The organism is Nocardioides sp. P86 (assembly GCF_023712465.1).
In the GTDB taxonomy this organism is placed as follows: domain Bacteria; phylum Actinomycetota; class Actinomycetes; order Propionibacteriales; family Nocardioidaceae; genus Nocardioides; species Nocardioides kribbensis.
The window spans coordinates 1,445,675-1,466,153 of record NZ_JAMAYE010000001.1; the positions used below are offsets into that span (position 1 = coordinate 1,445,675).

At 74.8% G+C, this 20,479-nt stretch carries 18 protein-coding genes; 4 read left to right on the forward strand and 14 right to left on the reverse strand.

Annotation, left to right across the window (positions count from 1 at the left end):
- Positions 1-254: 254 nt before the first annotated feature.
- Positions 255-1,682, forward strand: coding sequence for a DNA repair protein RadA (gene radA, locus M3673_RS06860; protein ID WP_056864868.1), 1,428 nt, complete (start codon positions 255-257; stop codon positions 1,680-1,682).
- Positions 1,683-1,818: 136 nt separating this feature from the next.
- Positions 1,819-2,901: a DNA integrity scanning diadenylate cyclase DisA gene (gene disA / locus M3673_RS06865; protein WP_200919148.1), complete on the forward strand. Its 1,083-nt coding sequence runs from the start codon at positions 1,819-1,821 to the stop codon at positions 2,899-2,901.
- Here the strand turns inward: disA and M3673_RS06870 are convergent.
- Positions 2,892-3,668 carry a DUF3558 domain-containing protein gene (locus M3673_RS06870; protein ID WP_251532656.1) on the reverse strand — a complete coding sequence of 259 codons (777 nt, stop codon included), beginning with the start codon at positions 3,666-3,668 and terminating at the stop codon, positions 2,892-2,894. The two genes, disA and M3673_RS06870, sit on opposite strands and share 10 nt — an antisense overlap.
- Before the next feature lie 80 nt (positions 3,669-3,748).
- Here M3673_RS06870 and M3673_RS06875 point away from each other — a divergent pair, with 80 nt between their 5' ends.
- Positions 3,749-4,615, forward strand: a complete 867-nt coding sequence (locus tag M3673_RS06875; RefSeq protein WP_251532657.1) for an A/G-specific adenine glycosylase — start codon at positions 3,749-3,751, stop codon at positions 4,613-4,615.
- A gap of 121 nt (positions 4,616-4,736) precedes the next feature.
- Here the strand turns inward: M3673_RS06875 and M3673_RS06880 are convergent, their stop codons facing one another.
- From M3673_RS06880 to M3673_RS06925, 10 genes are all read right to left on the reverse strand, one after another.
- Complete coding sequence (locus M3673_RS06880) at positions 4,737-7,325, reverse strand: ATP-dependent Clp protease ATP-binding subunit (protein WP_056864871.1); 2,589 nt, start codon at positions 7,323-7,325, stop codon at positions 4,737-4,739.
- A gap of 205 nt (positions 7,326-7,530) precedes the next feature.
- The gene (locus tag M3673_RS06885) at positions 7,531-7,887 is read right to left on the reverse strand and encodes an Lsr2 family protein (protein ID WP_193661942.1); all 357 of its coding nucleotides are present in this window, start codon (positions 7,885-7,887) and stop codon (positions 7,531-7,533) included.
- Positions 7,888-8,084: 197 nt separating this feature from the next.
- Positions 8,085-8,894, reverse strand: coding sequence for a type III pantothenate kinase (locus M3673_RS06890; protein WP_251532658.1), 810 nt, complete (start codon positions 8,892-8,894; stop codon positions 8,085-8,087).
- Positions 8,895-8,897: 3 nt separating this feature from the next.
- Complete coding sequence (gene nadC / locus M3673_RS06895) at positions 8,898-9,848, reverse strand: carboxylating nicotinate-nucleotide diphosphorylase (protein WP_251532659.1); 951 nt, start codon at positions 9,846-9,848, stop codon at positions 8,898-8,900.
- Positions 9,845-11,644, reverse strand: coding sequence for an L-aspartate oxidase (locus M3673_RS06900; protein ID WP_251532660.1), 1,800 nt, complete (start codon positions 11,642-11,644; stop codon positions 9,845-9,847). The genes nadC and M3673_RS06900 overlap by 4 nt, the downstream gene beginning before the upstream one ends.
- Before the next feature lie 9 nt (positions 11,645-11,653).
- The gene (gene panD / locus M3673_RS06905) at positions 11,654-12,073 is read right to left on the reverse strand and encodes an aspartate 1-decarboxylase (protein WP_056864874.1); all 420 of its coding nucleotides are present in this window, start codon (positions 12,071-12,073) and stop codon (positions 11,654-11,656) included.
- Entirely contained in the window at positions 12,073-13,089 is a 1,017-nt protein-coding gene (gene panC, locus M3673_RS06910; protein ID WP_251532661.1) for a pantoate--beta-alanine ligase, read from the reverse strand. The genes panD and panC overlap by 1 nt, the downstream gene beginning before the upstream one ends.
- Positions 13,086-14,105 carry a Rossmann-like and DUF2520 domain-containing protein gene (locus M3673_RS06915; RefSeq protein ID WP_251532662.1) on the reverse strand — a complete coding sequence of 340 codons (1,020 nt, stop codon included), beginning with the start codon at positions 14,103-14,105 and terminating at the stop codon, positions 13,086-13,088. The genes panC and M3673_RS06915 overlap by 4 nt, the downstream gene beginning before the upstream one ends.
- 190 nt (positions 14,106-14,295) lie before the next feature.
- On the reverse strand, positions 14,296-15,210 hold the full coding sequence (locus tag M3673_RS06920) for a hypothetical protein (RefSeq protein ID WP_056905291.1): 915 nt from the start codon (positions 15,208-15,210) through the stop codon (positions 14,296-14,298).
- 10 nt (positions 15,211-15,220) lie between these two features.
- Positions 15,221-16,375, reverse strand: a complete 1,155-nt coding sequence (locus tag M3673_RS06925; RefSeq protein ID WP_251532663.1) for a sulfotransferase family protein — start codon at positions 16,373-16,375, stop codon at positions 15,221-15,223.
- A 118-nt stretch (positions 16,376-16,493) separates the two neighbouring features.
- On the opposite strand from M3673_RS06925, the gene M3673_RS06930 reads away from it, so the two are divergent.
- Positions 16,494-17,618 carry a glycosyltransferase gene (locus M3673_RS06930; protein WP_251532664.1) on the forward strand — a complete coding sequence of 375 codons (1,125 nt, stop codon included), beginning with the start codon at positions 16,494-16,496 and terminating at the stop codon, positions 17,616-17,618.
- A gap of 283 nt (positions 17,619-17,901) precedes the next feature.
- Here M3673_RS06930 and M3673_RS06935 read toward each other — a convergent pair whose 3' ends face one another.
- The 3 genes from M3673_RS06935 to M3673_RS06945 form a co-directional block, all read right to left on the reverse strand.
- Positions 17,902-18,882: an ABC transporter substrate-binding protein gene (locus M3673_RS06935; RefSeq protein WP_056864879.1), complete on the reverse strand. Its 981-nt coding sequence runs from the start codon at positions 18,880-18,882 to the stop codon at positions 17,902-17,904.
- Positions 18,883-18,966: 84 nt separating this feature from the next.
- A complete protein-coding gene (locus tag M3673_RS06940; protein ID WP_251532665.1) occupies positions 18,967-19,755 on the reverse strand; it encodes an ABC transporter permease in 789 nt (262 codons plus the stop codon).
- Complete coding sequence (locus M3673_RS06945; protein ID WP_251532666.1) at positions 19,752-20,477, reverse strand: ABC transporter permease; 726 nt, start codon at positions 20,475-20,477, stop codon at positions 19,752-19,754. The genes M3673_RS06940 and M3673_RS06945 overlap by 4 nt, the downstream gene beginning before the upstream one ends.
- Positions 20,478-20,479 lie beyond the last annotated feature (2 nt).

Here is a 20,479-nt window from a genome sequence, read left to right on the forward strand (position 1 = left end):
GCGCACCCGTGGGGACGGCAGGGCGACCGGGCCCGCGCGACGCGTTCCGCACCCCCACCGGCGTCTCCTGACAGCTCGCTCCGGCCGTCGGCGGCCGGTGCTCTTGATCGATCCAAGCAGAAGCATAACTTTGCCGCCGCGGCGCCGTCCCCCGTTCTCCCGGGTGAGGTCGCCGGCCCCGCCGCGCGGGGCGCGCGGGGCGGCGGGGGCCCGGGCCGCGGGCGCTGTCGGTGGGGTCGCCTAGCGTGCGCCCCATGGCCAAGACCTCCACCCGCGCAGCCCGTCCCGGCTACCGCTGCACCGAGTGCGGCTGGGAGACCGGCAAGTGGGTCGGCCGCTGCGGTGAGTGCCAGGCGTGGGGCTCGGTGGCCGAGGCCTCGGCGCCGGTCCACCGCGCCGCCGCGGCGCCCGTCACGACCCCGGCCGTGCCGATCGGCGAGGTGTCGGTGGAGGAGTCCTCCTTCCGCACCAGCGGCGTGCCCGAGCTCGACCGGGTGCTCGGCGGGGGCCTCGTGCCCGGCGCCGCCATCCTGCTGGCCGGCGAGCCCGGCGTCGGCAAGTCCACGCTGCTGCTCGAGGTCGCCGCCCAGACCGCGCGCCTGCGCCACCGCACGCTCTACGTCACCGGCGAGGAGTCGGCCTCGCAGGTGCGGCTGCGCGCCGACCGCACCGGCGGGGTGCAGCCCGAGCTCTACCTCGCCGCCGAGACCGACCTGGGCGCGGTGCTGACCCACATCGAGGAGACCCGCCCGACGCTGCTGGTCGTCGACTCCGTGCAGACGATCGGCGCCTCCGGCGTCGACGGCGTGCCCGGCGGGGTCACCCAGGTCAAGGAGGTCGCCGCCGCGCTCATCCGCGTGGCGAAGACCCGCAACATCACCACCGTGCTGGTCGGCCACGTCACCAAGGACGGCTCCATCGCCGGCCCGCGGGTGCTCGAGCACCTCGTCGACGTCGTGCTGCACTTCGAGGGCGACCGCAACTCCCGCTTCCGCATGGTGCGGGCCATGAAGAACCGCTTCGGCCCGGTCGACGAGGTCGGCTGCTTCGACCTCTCCGCCGACGGCATCACCGCGGTCACCGACCCCACCGGCCTCTTCGTCGAGCAGCACCACGGCCAGGTCGCCGGCACGTGCGTGGCCGTCACCCTGGAGGGGCGGCGCCCGCTGCTGGCCGAGGTGCAGGCCCTGGTGACCCCCTCCGCGCTGGAGCGTCCCCGGCGTACGACGTCGGGGCTCGACTCCTCGCGCGTGGCGATGGTGCTGGCCGTGCTCCAGCAGCACTGCGGCGTCAGGCTCCACGCCCACGACGTCTTCGCCTCCACCGTCGGCGGCGCCCGGCTCCACGAGCCGGCCAGCGACCTGGCCCTCGCGATCGCGCTGGTCTCGGCCAGCCACGGCGTCGCGCCGCCGACCGGGGTGGTGGCGATGGGCGAGATCGGCCTGGCCGGTGAGCTGCGCCGGGTGCGCGACCTGCCGCAGCGGGTGGCCGAGGCCGCCCGGCTGGGCTTCCGGGTGGCCGTCGTGCCCTCCGAGCCGGGCCAGGCCGCGCGGCGCTCGCCGGAGTCGTGGGTCGTCGACGGCATGAAGGTCCTCGACGTGCCCGACGTCGCCTCCGCCCTGCGGCTGCTGCGGCTGGTCGGGCGCGACGAGGTCCGCCCGCCGCGGGTGCCCCAGACCTGAGCCCGGGCCCGAGGCGGCGCCCGCGCGGGTCACAACGGCGTCACGACCCCGCCATCACCGCGCGGGCGGGCGCACGGGCGCCTAGACTCCCTCGTGGCGGCCGCCGGGGCCGCCGACCCGCACCCTGGAGGACCTCGTGGTCGCCGACCGCTCGGACGAGACCCTGCGCCTGCGCGCGACCCTGGCCTCGATCGCTCCCGGCACCTCCCTGCGCGACGGTCTGGAGCGGATCCTGCGCGGGCGCACCGGCGCGCTGATCGTGCTCGGCCACGACAAGACCGTGGAGTCCATCGCCACGGGCGGCTTCACCCTCGACGTGCCCTTCACCGCCACCGGCCTGCGTGAGCTGGCCAAGATGGACGGCGCGATCATCGTCGACAAGGACAACACGCGCATCATCCGCGCGGCCGTCCACCTCATGCCCGACCACACGATCCCCTCGGAGGAGACCGGCACGCGTCACCGCACCGCCGACCGGGTGGCCAAGCAGACCGGCTACCCCGTGATCTCGGTGTCGCAGTCGATGCAGATCATCGCCGCCTACGTCGGCGAGACCCGCCACGTGCTGGAGGACTCCGGCCAGATCCTCTCCCGGGCCAACCAGGCGCTGGCCACCCTGGAGCGCTACAAGCTGCGTCTCGACGAGGTGTCGAGCACCCTGTCGGCGCTCGAGGTCGAGGACCTCGTGACGGTGCGCGACGTGGCCGTCGTGGCCCAGCGCCTGGAGATGGTCATCCGCATCGCCCGCGAGATCGAGGACTACGTGCTCGAGCTGGGCACCGACGGCCGCCTGCTCTCGCTGCAGCTGGAGGAGCTGGTCACCGGGGTCGACGCCGAGCGCGAGCTGGTCGTGCGCGACTACCTGCCCGCCGGGCGTCGCAGCAAGAGCCCCGAGGAGCTGCTCGGGCGTCTCGAGGCGCTGAGCCCCACCGAGCTGGTCGACCCGGCCGCCACCGCCCGGGTGCTCGGGCTGGGCAACGGCGAGCACCTCGACGGTGCCGTGGCGCCGCGGGGCTACCGGCTGCTGGCCAAGGTGCCGCGCCTGCCGGGGTCGGTGGTGGACCGGCTCGTCGACCACTTCGGCACCCTGCAGAAGCTGCTCTCGGCCGGCATCGACGACCTCCAGGCCGTCGAGGGCGTGGGCGAGCTGCGCGCCCGCAGCGTGAGGGAGGGACTCTCGCGCCTGGCGGAGTCGACCATCCTCGAGCGCTACGTCTGAGGGCGACCGCCCTCGCGGGCCTCGTCCTGCGCCTCCTGCTCGGCCTCCTGCACCGGCGAGAGCAGCCGGAACTGCACGTCGGCGGGCTCGCCGCCGATCGCGGCCGCGGCGACGTGGTACCACCCCGGCAGCGCCCAGTCGGCCGCGCGGGTGCACTCGGCGTCGGAGCGGCGCCCCGACCACACGACCTCCACCGTGGTGGCCTCGGCGCTGCGCACCACGACGTCCTGCGGCACGACGGCCCGGCGGCACTCGCGCGTCGTCCAGATCTCGTCGTCGCCCGAGGTGATCTTGAGGGTCAGCTCGCGCGCGGAGGTCGTCCAGGTGCACGCCTCGGAGTCCAGGGAGCGCACGGCCACGTCGATGCCCACCTCGCCGCCGGCCACGGCCGAGGTCACGCTCGGCACCACCTCGAGCTCGCCGTCGTCGCACGGCCCGTCGGGCTGCGCCGGCACCGGCTCGGGGGTGCGGGTGGCGCGCGGTCGGTCGGGGCGCCGGGTGGGCTCTGCGGTGGGGCCTGCGCTGGCGCCCACGGTGGGGCCGTCGGTGGCGGCGTCGGTGGGGGTGGCCGAGGGGCTGGCCTCGGGCGCCGCGGTCGGGGCCGGGTCGGCGGCCGTCTGCACGGCCTGCGGGGTCTCGTCGCCGCCGGTGAGGGCGCCGACGATCCGCACCAGGGCCACGAGGAGGAGCACGAGCAGCAGGAGCACGATGCCGCGGCGCACCCAGTACACGCGCGCCGGCAGCGGTCCGCGGGTCAGCGACGTCATGGCCGTCACCGTAGCCAGCCCGGCCCGCCCGGTCGGGGTGCCACACCGGGGTCGCGCCCGCCCGGGTGAGAATGGCGGCGATGAGCAGCCTGCACGCCCCCCTGCTGGAGTGGTACGACGAGCACGCCCGCGACCTGCCGTGGCGTCGGCCCGAGGCGTCGGCGTGGTCGGTGCTGGTCTCGGAGCTGATGCTCCAGCAGACCCCGGTGGCCCGGGTGCTGCCCGTGCACGCCGCGTGGATGGAGCGCTGGCCGACGCCGGGCGACCTCGCCGCCGAGCCCACGGGCGAGGCCGTGCGCGCCTGGGGCCGCCTGGGCTACCCGCGACGCGCCCTGCGCCTGCACGCCGCGGCCACCGCCATCGTCGCCGACCACGGCGGCGAGGTGCCCCGCGACCACGCCGTCCTGCTCACGCTGCCCGGGGTCGGCGAGTACACCGCCGCCGCCGTCGCGTCCTTCGCCTTCGGCCAGCGCCACGTCGTGCTCGACACCAACGTGCGTCGCGTGCTGGCGCGGGTGCTCGGCGGCGACGAGCTGCCGCCGGCCGGGCTCACCCGCGCCGAGCGGGAGCGGGCCGCCTCGGTGGTGCCCGACGACGAGGCCACGGCGGCGACCTGGGCGGTGGCGGTGATGGAGCTCGGGGCGCTCGTGTGCACCGCACGCCAGCCCGCCTGCGCCGACTGCCCGCTCGCGGCGCAGTGCGCCTGGCTGGCGGCCGGGCGGCCGGCGTACGACGGGCCGCCGCGGCGCGCGCAGGCCTGGGCCGGCACCGACCGGCAGTGCCGCGGGCGGCTGATGGGGGTCGTGCGCGACGCCGAGGGCCCGGTGCACGTCTCGGCGCTGGCGGCGGCCTGGCCCGAGCCGGAGCAGCGCGAGCGGTGCCTGGCCGGCCTCGTGGCCGACCGGCTGCTCGTGCGGGCCGGCGACAGCGCCTACGCGCTGCCCTGACCCGGCCCTGAGCCGGCCCGGCCCGGTCGACGCGCCGCCGTCGCCCGGACGCAGCAGCGCCCCGGACCTGGCGGCCCGGGGCGCTGCGTGCTGTGCGGTGTGGTGCTCGGTCAGCCGGTCGTCACTCGGTCTCGCCGGTGGCCCGCGGGACGTCGCGCGGGCCCTCCTCGTCGGAGGGACCCTCGCCGAGGGCGTCGCCGACCTCGACCCCGGCGGTCTCGAACGGCGGCAGGTCGGGCAGCGCCGCGACCTTCTGGCCCTGGAAGGTGAAGGTCGCGCCGGGGCCCTCGCCCTCGACGTCGACCAGCACGATCTGGCCCGGGCCGACCTCGCCGAAGAGCATCTTCTCGGCCAGGACGTCCTCGATCTCGCGCTGCACCGTGCGGCGCAGCGGCCGCGCACCCAGCACCGGGTCGAAGCCCCGCTCGGCCAGCAGGTTCTTGGCCGACTGGGTGAGCTCGAGCTGCATGTCGCGGTCGCGGAGGCGGACCTCCACGGCGGCGACCATGTTGTCGACCATGTGCACGATCTGCTCGCGCGACAGGGGCGGGAAGACGATGATCTCGTCGACACGGTTGAGGAACTCGGGGCGGAAGTGCTGCTTGAGCTCCTCCGAGACCTTGCTCTTCATGCGCTCGTAGGAGCCCGCCGCGTCGCCGCTCTGGTTGAAGCCCAGGTGCACCGACTTGGCGATGTCCCGCGTGCCGAGGTTGGTCGTCATGATGATGACGGTGTTCTTGAAGTCGACGACCCGACCCTGGGAGTCGGTCAGGCGACCCTCCTCCAGGATCTGCAGCAGGCTGTTGAAGATGTCGGGGTGGGCCTTCTCCACCTCGTCGAACAGCACCACCGAGAACGGCTTGCGCCGCACCTTCTCGGTCAGCTGGCCGCCCTCCTCGTAGCCGACGTAGCCGGGAGGCGAGCCGAAGAGGCGCGAGACGGTGTGCTTCTCGCTGAACTCCGACATGTCGAGCTGGATGAGCGCGTCCTCGTCGCCGAAGAGGAACTCCGCCAGCGTCTTGGACAGCCACGTCTTGCCGACGCCCGAGGGCCCGGCGAAGATGAACGACCCACCGGGACGCTTGGGGTCCTTGAGCCCGGCACGGGTGCGGCGGATGGCCCGGCTGAGCGCCTTGACGGCCTCGTCCTGGCCGATGACCCGCTTGTGGAGCTCGTCCTCCATCTTGAGCAGACGCGAGGACTCCTCCTCCGAGAGCTTCACGATCGGGATGCCGGTGGCGACGGCGAGGACCTCGGCGATCAGCTCCTCGTCGACCTCGGCGACCTCGTCCATGTCGCCGGCGCGCCAGGCCTTCTCGCGCTCGGACTTCTTGAGGATCAGCTGCTTCTCCTCGTCGCGCAGACGCGCGGCGGCCTCGAAGTCCTGACCGTCGATGGCGGCCTCCTTGCGCTGGCGGACCTCGCCGATCTTGTCGTCGAACTCGCGCAGCTCGGCGGGCGCCGTCATGCGACGGATGCGCAGGCGCGAGCCCGCCTCGTCGATGAGGTCGATCGCCTTGTCGGGCAGGAAGCGGTCGGAGATGTAGCGGTCGGCCAGCGTCGCCGCCGAGACCAGGGCCTCGTCGGTGATGGTGACGCGGTGGTGCGCCTCGTAGCGGTCGCGCAGGCCCTTGAGCATCTCGATCGTGTGGGCGATCGAGGGCTCCGCGACCTGGATCGGCTGGAAGCGGCGCTCGAGCGCGGCGTCCTTCTCCAGGTGCTTGCGGTACTCGTCGAGCGTGGTGGCACCGATGGTCTGGAGCTCACCGCGGGCCAGCATCGGCTTGAGGATGCTGGCGGCGTCGATGGCGCCCTCGGCCGCGCCGGCACCGACGAGGGTGTGGATCTCGTCGATGAAGAGCACGATGTCGCCGCGGGTGCGGATCTCCTTGAGCACCTTCTTCAGGCGCTCCTCGAAGTCACCGCGGTAGCGCGAGCCGGCGACCAGCGCACCCAGGTCGAGGGTGTAGATCTGCTTGTCCTTGAGCGTCTCGGGCACGTCGCCCTTGACGATGTCCTGGGCCAGGCCCTCGACGACGGTGGTCTTGCCGACGCCGGGCTCGCCGATCAGGACGGGGTTGTTCTTCGTGCGGCGCGAGAGGATCTGCATGACCCGCTCGATCTCCTGGGAGCGGCCGATGACGGGGTCGAGCTTGCCGTCACGGGCGTCCTGGGTGAGGTTGCGGCCGAACTGGTCGAGGACCAGCGAGGACGACGGGGCCTCGCCGCTGGCGCCGGTGGCGGCCGCGGCGGACTGCGAGGACTCCTTGCCCTGGAAGCCCGACAGCAGCTGGATGACCTGCTGGCGCACGCGGTTGAGGTCGGCGCCGAGCTTCTGCAGCACCTGGGCGGCCACGCCCTCGCCCTCGCGGATCAGCCCGAGCAGGATGTGCTCGGTGCCGATGTAGGAGTGGCCGAGCTGCAGCGCCTCGCGCAGGGACAGCTCGAGCACCTTCTTGGCGCGCGGGGTGAAGGGGATGTGGCCGGACGGGGCCTGCTGGCCCTGGCCGATGATCTCCTCGACCTGGGCGCGGACGGCCTCGAGCGAGATGTCGAGGCTCTCCAGCGCCTTGGCCGCGACGCCTTCTCCCTCGTGGATGAGACCGAGCAGGATGTGCTCGGTCCCGATGTAGTTGTGGGAGAGCATGCGGGCCTCTTCCTGGGCCAGCACGACCACCCGGCGGGCTCGGTCTGTGAACCGCTCGAACATGCGCATCGCTCCTCGTGCAGGTGGGGTGCCGTCCGCTCCTGGGTGGAGGGAGGGTACGGAGTGTCCAACCCCGCTGACAGCCTACGCGTTCCCCCTCAGCGCAGAAGGTGCGTCCGCTGAGAGCGAACACGCCCGGTCCGCCGCCCGTGCGGACGGTGGACCGGGCGTGTCAGCCGGCGTGTCAGCCGGTGTGTCAGCCGGTGTCTCAGTTGGCGGCGTCGAAGGCCTCGCGCACCTCGGCGGAGACGCGGCCGCGGTCGGGCACCTCGTAGCCGTTGGAGCGGGCCCACTCGCGGATCTCCTTGGCGCTGGGGCCCCCGTCGGCCGAGCCGGCCGAGCCGTTGCCCGCGGCGCCGGCGGAGGCCTTGCGGCCGCGGCGGGCCGAGCCCGACACCTTGCGCGCGTGCCCGACGTAGGGCGCCAGGGCCTCGCGAAGCTCCGTGGCGTGCTCGTCGGTGAGGTCGATCTCGTAGGTCGTGCCGTCGAGACCGAAGGTCACCGTCTCGCTGGCCTCGCTGCCGTCGAGGTCGTCCTCGAGGACGATGTGGATCTTCTGCGCCATTGCTCTGCGACCTCCGTGAATTCGACGCCGAAGCGTCGTCGAATTGAATTCCTGCGAGATCGATGATGCCAGAGGGGCGACGTCGACAAACAATTGTCACGGGTAAAGGATTCACGCCGCTTTTTGCCGAAGCGCTTGCGGCGACTAATGAATGCGACGACGTCGGCTAAAAGGTCCCGCAACGACCACGAGGACGATCAGTGATTGCGCGCGTGCACCAGGGCCAGGCCCCGCAGGGTGAGCCACGGGTCGTGGTGGGTGAAGCAGGAGCATTCGGCCACGACGAGGTCGGAGAGATATCCGGTCGCCACGACGGTGACGGTGTCGGTCTCGGCGCCGAGCTCGGAGACCATGCGGCTCACGATTCCCTCGACGCTGGCCGCGACCCCGAAGAGCATGCCCGACTGCAGCGCCTCGACGGTGTTCTTGGCGATCACCGAGCGGGGCCTGAGCAATTCGACGGTGCGCAGCTGGGCGCCGCGTCGCCCGAGCGCCTCGAGGGATATCTCGATGCCGGGCGAGATGGCGCCGCCGACGTACTGACCGCGGGCACTGACCACGTCGAAGGTCGTGGCCGTGCCGCCGAAGTCGACCACGATGGCGGGGCCGCCGTGGAGGGTGGCGGCGGCCAGGGCGTTGACGATGCGGTCGGAGCCCACCTCGCGCGGGTTGTCGGTGAGCACCGGCACGCCGGTGCGGACCCCGGGCTCCACGACGACGTGCGGCACGTCGGGGAAGTGCCGGGCGAGCATGTCGCGCCACTCGTGCAGCACCGTCGGCACGGTGGCGCAGACCGCGACGCCGGAGACGGCGTCGGCGGCAGGGCCGCCGGGAGCGCCGGCCAGCAGACCGCGCAGCAGCACCGCCCACTCGTCGGCGGTGCGGCGGGCGTCGGTGCCGACGCGCCAGTCGGCCAGGACCTGCCCGGGGGCGCCGGGCTCGACCGCCGGGTCGAGCAGCCCCAGGACGGTGTGGCTGTTGCCGATGTCGGCGCACAGCAGGCTCACGGCTCAGACGTCCCGGAGGTCGAGCCCGAGGTCGAAGACCGTGACCGAGTGGGTCAGCGCGCCGGAGGAGATGAAGTCGACGCCGGTCTCGGCGACCGCGCGGGCGCGGGCGAGGGTCAGGCCACCGGAGGCCTCGAGGGTGGCGCGGCCGGCGGTGAGCCGGACGGCCTCGGCCATCGTGGCGTCGTCCATGTTGTCGAGCAGGATCTCGCGGCAGCCGGCCTCCAGCAGCTCGCGCAGCTGGTCGAGGTCGGTGACCTCGACCTCGACGCGCAGGTCGGGGTGCGCCTCGCGCACGGCGCGGTAGGCCGGCACGACGCCGCCGGCGGCCACGACGTGGTTGTCCTTGACCATCGCCATGTCGGTGAGCGACATGCGGTGGTTGACCCCGCCGCCGCAGCGCACGGCGTACTTCTGCAGGGCGCGGTAGGTCGGCAGCGTCTTGCGGGTGTCGAGCACGCGGGCGCGGGTGCCGTCGAGGGCGTCGACCCACGCCGCGGTGGCGGTGGCGACGCCGGAGAGGTGGCTGGCGTAGTTGAGCGCCGTGCGCTCGGCGGTGAGCAGGCCGCGGGTCGGGCCGGCCACGCTCATCACGACGTCGCCGGGGGCGACCCGGGTGCCGTCGGGCACGCGACGGGTGACCTCGACGGCGTCGCCGAGGACGAGACGGAAGACCAGCTCGGCGATGCCGAGGCCGGCGACCACGCCGGCGTGGCGTGCCCCGAAGTCGCCCTCGCCGCGGGCCTCGGCGGGGATGGTGGCCGTCGAGGTGACGTCGCCCGCGGCCACGCCGCCGGGCAGGTCCTCGGCCAGCGCCGCGACGACCGCGTCGTGCACCGCACGCGGGTCGAGACCCGCCTCGGCCAGCTCGGCCAGGAGCGGCCCCGGCAGCTCGTCGTACGGCGTGAGGCCCGGGAGGGTGCCGGGTCGGGTCGCGGTCTCGTGGCTGCTCATCGCGGTCCTCCGGTGGTCACGGGTGCGGGAGTGGGACCCGCCGCGGGGTCGGTGGCGGGGGCCGGCACGTGGCGCAGGGCGAGCACGCCCTCGCGCAGGGTGGCGTCGACGTGGCCGGCCCAGCGGGCGCCGTCGCGCTCGGGGAAGTCCTCGCGCCAGTGGGAGCCGCGGGTCTCCTCGCGCAGCAGCGCCGCCCCGGCCAGCGCCGTGCTGAGGGTGACCAGGTTGGTGGTCTCCCAGGCCGCGACGTCGACGGCGGTCGCCGGCTCGGCGGCCAGGGCGGCCACCTCCTCGGCGGCGGCGGTGAGGCCGGCGGCGCTGCGCAGCACCCCGGCGCGGGCGGTCATCGTCTCCTGCAGGCGGGGTCGCACGGCGGCGTCGACCAGACCGGGGGCGCGGCCGTCGTCGGCGGGGTCGAGCGGCTCGCTCCAGCCGCGCAGCTCACCGGGCAGCACCGAGGCGATGCGGCGGGAGAATACGAGGCCCTCGAGCAGGGAGTTGGAGGCGAGGCGGTTGGCGCCGTGCACCCCGGAGCAGGCGACCTCGCCGGTGGCGTAGAGGCCCGGCACGTCGGTGCGGCCCCACAGGTCGGTGGCGACGCCCCCCGAGGCGTAGTGGCAGGCCGGGGCGACCGGGATCAGGTCGGTGACGGGGTCGACGCCGTGGGAGCGGGCGGTGGCCAGGATGGTCGGGAAGCGGCGCTCCCAGAAGCGGGCGACGGCGGCCGGGTCGTCGGGGTCCTCGCCGAGGTGGCGGGCGTCGAGCCACATGTGGGCGCGGCCGGTCTCGTGCATGCGGCGCGTGATGGCCTTGGCCACGACGTCGCGCGGGGCGAGGTCGGCCAGCTCGTGCACGCCGCGCATGAAGGCCGTGCCGCCGTCCTCGGGCGCGCCGTCGACGAGCACGGCGCCCTCGCCGCGCACGGCCTCGGAGATGAGCGGCTGCTGGCCCAGCGAGTGCGGGCCGAGGTACATGACGGTGGGGTGGAACTGCACGAACTCCAGGTCGCGCAGCCGGGCCCCGGCCCGCAGGGCCAGGGCGGTGCCGTCGCCGGTGGAGACCGCCGGGTTGGTGGTCTGGGAGAAGACCTGGCCCAGGCCGCCGCTGGCCAGCACCACCGCGCGGCAGCGCACGGCACCCACGCCGTCACGCTGGCCCTCGCCCATCACGTGCAGCGTGACGCCCGCGACGCCGCCGCTGCCGACGGGCCCGTCGAGCAGCAGGTCGACGGCCAGGGCGTGCTCGACCACCTCGATCTCCGGGGCCCGCGCGACCGCGGCGATCAGCGCCCGCTGGATCTCCGCACCGGTCGCGTCGCCGCCCGCGTGGGCGATGCGGTCGCGGTGGTGACCGCCCTCGCGGGTCAGCGACAGCTCGCCGTCGGGGGCGTGGTCGAACTGCGCGCCCAGCGCGATCAGCTCGCGCACGGCCTCCGGCCCCTCGGTCACCAGCGCGCGCACGGCCTCGGCGTCGCAGGCGCCCGCCCCGGCGACCAGGGTGTCGATCTCGTGCTCGGCGGGGGTGTCGCCCGGGCCGAGGGCCGCGGCGATGCCGCCCTGGGCCCACTGCGTCGAGCCCGCGGCGAGCACGTCCTTGGTGACGACCAGGACCTTCTCGACCCGGTCCTTGAGCCGCAGCGCGGCGGTCAGGCCCGCGATGCCGGAGCCGATGACCACCACGTCGGCCCGCGTCGTCCACCCCGGGGCGGGGGCGGCGAGGCGGCCGGGCAGACCACCGGGCTGGGCGCCGGGCTGGGCGCCGGGCTGGGCTGCGGGTCGGGCGGGCGCGTCGGGCATCGTCGAAGGCTAGCGCCCGGCCACGGTGTCGCCGCGGACCAGACCGGAGCCCGCGACGGCCTCGGCCGGGTCGAAGCCGGTGGCCAGGATCTTGTTGTCGGCGTCGACGAAGACCACGTGGGGCCGGTGGGTGCGGGCCTCGGCGGTCTCCATCTGGCCGTAGGCGATGAGGATGACCAGGTCGCCGGGGTGCACGAGCCGGGCCGCGGCGCCGTTGATGCCGAGCACGCCCGAGCCGCGCTCGCCGGCGATGGTGTAGGTCTCCAGGCGCGCGCCGTTGGTGATGTCGACGATGTGGACCAGCTCGCCGGGCAGCAGGTCGGCGGCGTCGAGGAGGTCCTCGTCGACGGTGACCGAGCCGACGTAGTGCAGGTCGGCCTGCGTCACGGTCGCGCGGTGGATCTTGCTGGTCATCATGGTGCGCAGCATCAGGAGGCTCCTGCGGTCTGGTGGCCCGGGCCGGTCGGCCCGAGGGCGAGGGGGAGGTTGTCGATGAGGCGGGTGGTGCCGACGCGGGCGGCGACCAGCACGCGGGCGGGGGCGCCCGGCTCCGGCTGCGCGGGCGGGTCGGCCAGGTCGGGGTCGGTGAGCACGAGGTAGTCCAGGTCGAGGCCGGGCTCGGCGTCGACCTCCGCGCGGGCGGCGGCCAGGGCGGCGGGGGCCGCCTGCGCCGGGTCGGTCGAGGCCGCCACGCCCTGCGCGGCCCGCAGGGCGCGGCTCAGGGCGAGGGCGGCGCGCCTGTGGTCGGGCTCGAGGAAGCGGTTGCGGCTGGAGAGGGCCAGGCCGTCGTCGTCGCGCCGGGTCGGGGCGCCGACCACGTCCACGCCGAGGCACAGGTCGGCCACCATCCGGCGTACGAGCGTGAGCTGCTGGTAGTCCTTCTCGCCGAAGACGGCGACGTCGGGACGCACCAGGCCGAGCAGCTTGGCCACCACGGTGAGCACGCCGCGGAAGTGGCCCGGGCGGGTCCGGCCCTCGAGCACCGAGCCCAGCGGGCCGGGCTCGACCGTCACCTGCGGCTCGCGGACCTGCGGCCAGCCGGGGTACATCTCCTCCGCCGACGGGGCGAAGACGACGTCGACGCCCTCGCGGGCGCAGACCTCGAGGTCGGCCTCGAGCGTGCGGGGGTAGCGGTCGAGGTCCTCGCCCGGCGCGAACTGCAGCGGGTTGACGAAGACCGAGGCGACCACCGCCCCCCGGGCCCCGGCGTGCTCGCGCGCGAGCCGGGCCAGGCTGGCGTGGCCCTCGTGCAGGGCGCCCATGGTCGGCACGAACGCCACCGGCTCCCCTGCCGCCCGCACCCCGGCGAGCGCCGCGGCGAGCTCGGCGCGGTCGCGGGCCAGGACGGGCCCGGACCCGGTCGGGGGACCGGGCCGGGCGCTGGTCGCGGTGCTGGTCGCGGTGGTGGTCGCGGTGGTGCCGGTCGTCGTGCCGGGCGCGGTCACCGGGGGTCCCCGGCGCGGTGGCGGCGTGGAGCCGGCTCGGCGTGCGGCGCCCCGGCGAGGGCCGCGTCGAGCGCGCGGGTGATCTTCACGGCCCGCAGCGGCAGCAGGCGAGCGTCGGCCACCGCGCGGTCGAGGGTGGCGCGCGCCATCGCGACGTACGACGGGAGCGTGTGGGCGGCGTTGGCGGCGAGGTCCTCGAGGTGGGCCTGCACCGTGCCGACGTCGCCGCGCACGATCGGGCCGGTGAGCGCGGCGTCGCCCCGGTCGAGGGCGTTGTCGAGCGCCGCGGTGAGCAGCGGGCGCAGCGTGCCGGCGGGGTCGTCGGCGCCGGCCGCGGCCAGCATCTCCATGGCCTCGCTGACCAGCGTGACCAGGTGGTTGGCGCCGTGGGCCAGGCCCGCGTGGTAGAGCGTGCGCATCTCCTCGGGCACGCTCATCAGCCGCCCGCCCAGACCGGCGGCGAGGCGCTCGGCCATCGCGCGCTCGGCCGGCGCGGCGGTCACGCCGAGGACGCAGCCGGAGAGCCGCTCGAGGTCGACGGCGGTGCCGGTGAAGGTCATCGCGGGGTGCAGCGCGAGCACGCGTGCGCCGACGCGCTCGGCGGGGGCGAGCACCGCGAGCCCGTGGCGGCCGGAGGTGTGCACGACGTGCTGGCCCGGGCGCAGGGCGCCGCTGGCGGCGAGCATGGAGACGACGTTGTCGAGCATGTCGTCGGGCACCGTGAGCAGCAGGACGTCGCAGGCGCGGGCGACCGCGGTGGGCTTGGCGCCGGCGACGCCGGGCAGCAGCGTGGCGATGCGCTCGAGCGAGGCGGACGACTCCCCCGCGGCGGCGACGACCTCGTGGCCGGCGGAGCGCAGCCGCGCGGCGAGCACGGCACCGACCCGGCCGGCGCCGACGACGCCGATGCGGAGGGGGGCGGTGGTGGACGCGGCGGGGTGCCGGGGTGCGGGGGCGACCGGGGCGACCGGGGTGGGGTCGGGACCGGGGGCAGGGCTGTGCGCGGGTGTGACCATGACCGTGACCTTTCGTTTCAGTCCCTCCGACCACCTCCGTCGCCACGCTGCCGGTCGTGCTGGCTGCGGGTCGGGAGGCCGGGGTGGGTACCGAACGGTGAGCTCGTCAGATGCACGACGAATCTACGCCGACCGCCCTCGCGGGGTAAGGCGATCGGGTGTGACCTGGCCGACAGACCGGGCGCGGGTCTCAGCCGACCTGGAGCGGACGCGGCGCGCGCGGCAGCCAGGTCTGCGTGACGTGGTCGACGATGTGGACGCCCTCGGGAGCGGTGATCTCGTGCACCCCGTCGGGCACGACGCCCTGGCGCAGCGACTGGAAGACCGCCCACTCGCGACGCTTGCGCTTGTTGCGGAAGCTGGTGGCGAAGGACTCCGGGTCGGTCCAGTGGGCGAACTCGTCGGAGTCGAGGAACTTCAGCTCCACGCACAGCCCGTGGGGCAGCCCGATCGAGCGGCACTGCTCCGGGGTCGAGCGGATCTCCCACTCGAAGGCCTTGGTGAAGACGAAGTCGGGGCCCACGGGGTAGCCCCACTCCTCGGCGTTGCGCAGGCCGAGGTCGAGGTAGCCGTGGGAGTCGCTGTCGAGGTAGAGCCCGTGGCGCGGCACGCGGATGATCGACTGCACGTCGCCGACCTGCCAGGCGAGGTCGCCGAGCGAGACCTCGCCCTCGGTGGTGAGGACCATGTCGCCGTCCCACTTCCAGGAGTAGCGCGTGGCGACCTGGGCGAAGCACCAGTTGTAGAAGTACGACAGCGAGTGCACCGAGAGCTCGTGGGTGGCGAGGTGCTCGGCGCCCGCGCGCGCGACCGCGAAGGGGTACGTCGCCTGGCGCAGCCGGTGACCCAGCCCGGCCCGCTCGGCGGTCGCGGCGGCCACCTCCGGGGATCCGTCGGTCGACCCGTTGTCGACCACCAGCACCTCGTCGCAGGCACGCAGCAGCGGCGGGAGCACGAAGGGCAGGGCGCGGGCCTCGTCCTTGACGCGCAGCACGGCGGTGGAGCCGGCCCGCAGGCCGCCGGGGCGGTGCCAGGGCCAGGTGATGTCGAAGTCGGCGTGGCCCTCGAGGTTGCGCAGGCCGTCGGGGTGGCGGATGGCGTTCACGACGGGGTCCTCAGCGCTCGCGGCCGGCGGCCTTGCGCAGCCCGCGGCGCACCGGGGCCGGCACCATCGCCCGCAGGCCGTGGGGCACCCGGTCGGCGGCGCGCACCGGGGCGCCGGGGGCCGGCGCGTCGCCCGGCTTCGGGCCGCCGGGGCCGCCCTGGCCGCCGGGGCCGGCCTGGCCGCCACCGGGGCCGCGACCGCCCTGGCGCATCCGGTGCTCCGTGGCGACGACCGAGGAGCGGCTGATCGCCTCGGCCTCGGCGTACAGGTCGGTGTAGCCCTGGCGCAGCTGGTCGAGGGCCTCGTGCACGGCCGGCTGGTCGCCGCCGGGCTCGGCGAGCTTGTTGAGCTCCGACCAGGTCTCGGCGGTGAGCTCGTGCAGGCGCGGGGGCAGGGCGAGGTCGTCGAGGGTCTGGGTGACGCGGCGCAGGCCGGGGTCGACGAAGCGGTGGCCGTCGCGGATCTGCTCGCTGGTGGCGTGCAGGACGTGCTGGAGCTGCAGCTGCTCGCCCACGCGCATCGTCTCGCGGGTCCAGTCGTCGAGCAGGTCGGAGTAGCGCACGAAGACGCGACCGCCGTCGGCGACGGACTCGCGGGTGGCGCGCTCGGTGTGGAGCAGCATGTTGAGCCAGGAGCTGGCCAGGTGGGCCGAGCCGAGCCGGTTGGCGTAGTACTTCTGCTTGCTCCCCACCACCTCCGCGGGCGGGCGGAGCATGGTGGCGAAGACCGGGGTTGCGCCGCTGCGGATCGCCGCGACCCGCCACAGCGACAGGAACCAGCTCAGCCGGGGGTCCTTGACCACGAGCTCGCTGGCCACCTCGAAGTGCGACTCCAGCCACTGGGCGGTGCGGATCCGCTCGGGCTCGCGGGTGGAGATGCGGCCGGTCTCGAACCACGCGTCGGGTCGCGAGTCGCTGACCTGCACGACCGCCTCGCGCAGCAGGCGGGTGTGGTGCTCGACGGCCCAGGCCGGCTCACCGAAGCCCTTGGGGTTGGTCTCGTCGGGCACGACCTCCGGCTTGGGCACGTGCAGGCCCAGGATCTGCATCAGGCCGGCCATCGTGCTCGTGCCGCTGCGGCCCGCGCCCGCGACGAAGAGCACCTTGCGCGGGTGGTCGGCGGGGTCCGGGGTGGGCGGCACGGTGGCGTCAGGCAGGGCGGTCACGGGAGGGGAGCCTACTGCCGATCGGGCCCGCCACTACGGTGGGCGCGTGAGGCTGCGCCGACGCGATCCCCGACGCGGGCCTGCGGACGGTGCCGCAGACGGTCCGGCCGAAGGCCCCGTGATCAGCGTGGTCGTGCCCGTGCACGACGTCGCCGCCTACCTGCCCGCCTGCCTCGACAGCGTCCTGGCCCAGAGCCACCGCGCGCTCGAGGTGGTCGTCGTCGACGACGGCTCCACCGACGGGTCGGGCGCCGTCGCCGACGCCTACGCCGAGCAGGACGCCCGCGTGCGCGTCGTGCACCAGGCCAACCAGGGCCTCGGCGCCGCGCGCAACGCCGGCCTGGCCCACGCCACCGGCGCGCTGCTGGCCTTCGCCGACTCCGACGATGTCGTGCCGCCCGACGCCTACGCCACCATGCTCGAGGCCCTGCGGCGCGACGACAGCGACCTGGTCACCGGCTCGGTGGCGCGCTGGGAGGACGGCCGGCTCACCGAGCCGCCCTGGATGCGCCGGCTGCACCGCGAGCGCCGCGCCCTCGGGATCGCGGAGCTGCCCGAGCTGATGGGCGACCTCTTCGCCTGGAACAAGCTCTGGTCACGGGCCTTCTGGGACACCGCGGGCCTCACCTGGCCCGAGGGCGTGCGCTACGAGGACCAGCCCACGCTGACCCGGGCCTACCTGGCCGCGCGGCGCATCAGCGTGCTGCCCGAGGTGGTCTACCACTGGCGCATCCGCACCGACGGCAGCTCCATCACCCAGCAGCGCTCCTCGCTGGCCGACCTCACCGACCGCTGGTCGACCAAGCGCGACTCGCTGCGCAGCGTCGAGCAGTGGGCGGCCGGCGCCCCGGCCGCGACGGGGGGCGAGGTGGTCGACGTCATGCGCGACCGCGTGCTGGCCGGCGACCTGCACCGCTACTTCACCGAGATCCCCGGCTGCGACGACGCGTGGTGGGAGCTGCTGCGCTCCGGCGTGCTCTCGCTGTGGGGGGCGGGAGCCCCCGGCGGCCGAGGGCCCACGTCGCTGACCGCCTCCGGCCTGCCGCCGGTGCACCGGCTGACCGGGTGGCTCGTGGAGCAGGGCCGGCGCGAGGACGCCGCGGCGGTCATGGCGTGGATGGCCGAGCACCCCGGCCCCGCCCCCCGCACCTCCGGCCCCGACGGGGCGCGGCTCGCGCTGCCCGGCCTCGACCCCGCCTCCCTCGACCCCGCCGCCGTCGCCCTGCGGGCGCACGAGGTCTGAGGCGGTCGATCGGCGCGGCGGCGGGTTTCACCAGCCGGCTGGTGAAACCCGCCCCTGTCGGCCCACGCACGGGCCGACCAGTGCGGGTCCGGGCCGACAGGTGCCGCGGGCGGCGGGGCGTACGGCGCGCCCGCGGGTTTCACCGGCTGACCGGTGAAACCCGCACCTGTCGGCCCACGCGCGGGCCGACAGGTGCGGGTCTGGGCCGACAGGTGCCGCGGGTGGCGGGGTCGGACGGCCCGGGTGGTGCTGGTGGGACCGGTGGTGCCTCAGGGGGCGTGCGTCAGAGCAGGCCCTCGGACTGCAGGAAGTCGAGGGCGACGTCCTCGGTCTGCTCGCGGTCGACCGAGATCCGGCCGTTGAGCTCGGTGAGCTTCTCGGTGGTCAGCGCGGCCATGAGCGGGTTGAGCACGTCGGCGACGCCCGGGTTGGCGTCGAGGAACTCGTCGGAGACGGCCGGCACGAGGTTCTGGGCGGGCTGGATCTCCTGGTCGTCCTCGAGCACGACGAGCCCGAGCGACTCCAGCGTGCCGTCGGTGGTGCTGGTCTCGCCGAGCTCCGACTCGCCGTCGAGGACCGACTGGTAGGTCTGGTCGCTGGCGTAGCCCAGGGGCAGCACCTCGGTGACGTCGATGCCGTACTCGTCGACCAGGCCGCCCTCGCAGTCGAGGCGTCCCTCGCAGTCGGGGGCCGCGGCCAGCACGACCGACTCGCCCTCGAGGTCGGAGAGCTCGTCGACGTCGTTCTCCTCGGCGTAGTCCTGGGTCACGAAGAACGCGTTGGTGTCGGTGGCGGGCGACACGTCGAGCAGGGTGATGCCGGCGGCCTCGAGCAGGTCGGCGCCGTCGGCCTTCAGCTCCTCGCCGTCACCGGTCTCGAAGGGCTCGGCGTCGTCGCCGTTCTCCCGGGCGTTGAGGGCGTTGACGATGCCGCCGACGTACTCCGGGACGACGTCGACGTCACCGGGGAACGTGCCGAGGTAGGCGTCGCGGGCGTCGACGAGGTTGACGGTGGGCTCGTAGCCCGCGTCGGCGAGCAGCTGCTCGTACATCGAGGCGACCAGGGCCGCCTCGGGGAAGTTCTGGCTCGCGATGGTGACGGGGCCGCCACCGGCGGCGGGCTCGGAGCCCGTGGACTCCGAGGGGGACGACGACGAGGAGGCGTCGTCGGAGGCCGTGTCGTCGAGCTCGTCGCCGGCACAGGCGCTCGCGGCCAGCAGGGTGCCGGCGGAGAGCACCGCGGCCAGGGAACGTCGCAGCTTCATGGGGTGCACCTTCTGTGTCCCGCGGGCGGCGCCCGCGCGTGTCCGGTCGGCGGGCGGACCCGCGTCAGGGGCCGACGGCGTCGGCTAGGAGGAGACTGTAGGCGCCGCGACCGACGCCGGGGCTCCCCCGGACCGGCGAGGCCGACCCGTGGGACGCGCACCCGGCGACCCGGGAGGGGTGGCGAGGCGCTGCGCGAGGGCGGCGACCAGCTCGAGCAGCAGCGCGACCACGGCCACGACCACCGCGCCGGCGATGCCCTGGCCGTACTGGTTGCGCACGAAGCCGTCGGTGATGACCCGGCCCAGCCCGGGCCCGGCCACGAGCGCGGCGATGGTGGCGGTGGCCCACACCTGCACCAGGGCCAGGCGCAGCCCGGAGACCACCAGCGGCGTGGCCAGGGGCAGCTCGACGCGGCGGAACTTCTGCAGCCCCGTCATGCCCATGCCGTCGGCGGCCTGGCGCACGTCGGCGGGCACCTCGGGCACGGCGACGTAGGCGTTGGTGATGATCGGGGGCAGGGCGAAGAGGGTCAGCGCGACCAGCGTCGCGAGGCCGGCGCGGCCGTAGGGCCCCGCCTCGCGCACCCCGGGGAACCAGCCCTGGGTCCAGCCCCAGGCGTCGGCGGTGACGAGGAGCGCGAGGAGGGCGAAGGTCGGCACGGCCCGACCGATGTTGGAGATGTTGATGGCCAGGAAGCCGCCCCGGCCCAGGTGGCCCAGCCACAGCGCCACGGGGAGCCCGAGGGCGGCGGCCAGCCCGAGGGCGGTGACGGTGAGGAGCAGCTGCTGGAGCAGCAGCTCGAGCATGCCGCCGTCGCCGGTCCAGCTCCCAGCGGTCGTGAGGTAGGCCCACGCGTCCTGGAGCACCCTCATGCCCGCACCCCCCGGGTCCAGGGCGTCAGCACCCGCTGGGTCGCCACGAGCAGCACGTCGAGGACGATCGCGAGCACGACGCACAGCACCGCCGCGGTGAGCAGCTCGGCGCGGAAGTCGGTCAGCACGCCGTCCTTGATGAGGTTGCCCAGGCCGCCGTAGGAGACCAGGGAGCCGACCGTGGTGAGCGCGACCGTGGAGACGGTGGCCACGCGCAGCCCGGCCATGACGACCGGCAGCGCCAGCGGCAGCTCCACGCGCAGCAGCAGGCGGCCCGGGCCGTAGCCCAGGCCGGTGGCCGACTCACGGACCTCGTCGGGCACCGAGCGCAGCCCCTCGAGGAAGGCGCGCACGAGGATGGTCAGCGCGTAGAGCGCCAGCCCGATGACCACCGTCGTGGGCGACAGGCCCGTGAAGGGCACCAGCAGCGGGAGCAGGGCCAGCGACGGCACGGTGTAGATGCCGGTCGAGACCGCGAGGATGGTCGACTCCAGCCGGGGCAGGCGCCGGGCGAGCACGGCCAGCGGGAAGGAGATCAGCAGGCCCGCCAGCACGGCGGCCACGGTGATCCACACGTGCTCCACGGTGGCGTCGACGATCTCGGACTGCCGGTCGGTGACGTACTGCCAGCAGAACCACTCGTTGGTCAGACGGCTGTAGCAGGACGGCCCGGCGTCGGCGGTCGGCACGACCAGCGCCGCGGCCTGCACGAGTAGGGTCACCG

Coding starts and splice junctions, on each gene's coding strand:
- M3673_RS06900 (WP_251532660.1), bottom strand. CDS start 11,644: ATGCCCGACGCGCCCGCCCGACCCGCAGCCCAGCCCGGCGCCCAGCCC.
- M3673_RS06915 (WP_251532662.1), bottom strand. CDS start 14,105: ATGGTCACACCCGCGCACAGCCCTGCCCCCGGTCCCGACCCCACCCCG.
- M3673_RS06940 (WP_251532665.1), bottom strand. CDS start 19,755: ATGAGGGTGCTCCAGGACGCGTGGGCCTACCTCACGACCGCTGGGAGC.
- M3673_RS06935 (WP_056864879.1), bottom strand. CDS start 18,882: ATGAAGCTGCGACGTTCCCTGGCCGCGGTGCTCTCCGCCGGCACCCTG.
- M3673_RS06885 (WP_193661942.1), bottom strand. CDS start 7,887: ATGGCGCAGAAGATCCACATCGTCCTCGAGGACGACCTCGACGGCAGC.
- M3673_RS06875 (WP_251532657.1), top strand. CDS start 3,749: ATGAGCAGCCTGCACGCCCCCCTGCTGGAGTGGTACGACGAGCACGCC.
- panD (WP_056864874.1), bottom strand. CDS start 12,073: ATGCTGCGCACCATGATGACCAGCAAGATCCACCGCGCGACCGTGACG.
- nadC (WP_251532659.1), bottom strand. CDS start 9,848: ATGAGCAGCCACGAGACCGCGACCCGACCCGGCACCCTCCCGGGCCTC.
- radA (WP_056864868.1), top strand. CDS start 255: ATGGCCAAGACCTCCACCCGCGCAGCCCGTCCCGGCTACCGCTGCACC.
- M3673_RS06880 (WP_056864871.1), bottom strand. CDS start 7,325: ATGTTCGAGCGGTTCACAGACCGAGCCCGCCGGGTGGTCGTGCTGGCC.
- M3673_RS06870 (WP_251532656.1), bottom strand. CDS start 3,668: ATGACGTCGCTGACCCGCGGACCGCTGCCGGCGCGCGTGTACTGGGTG.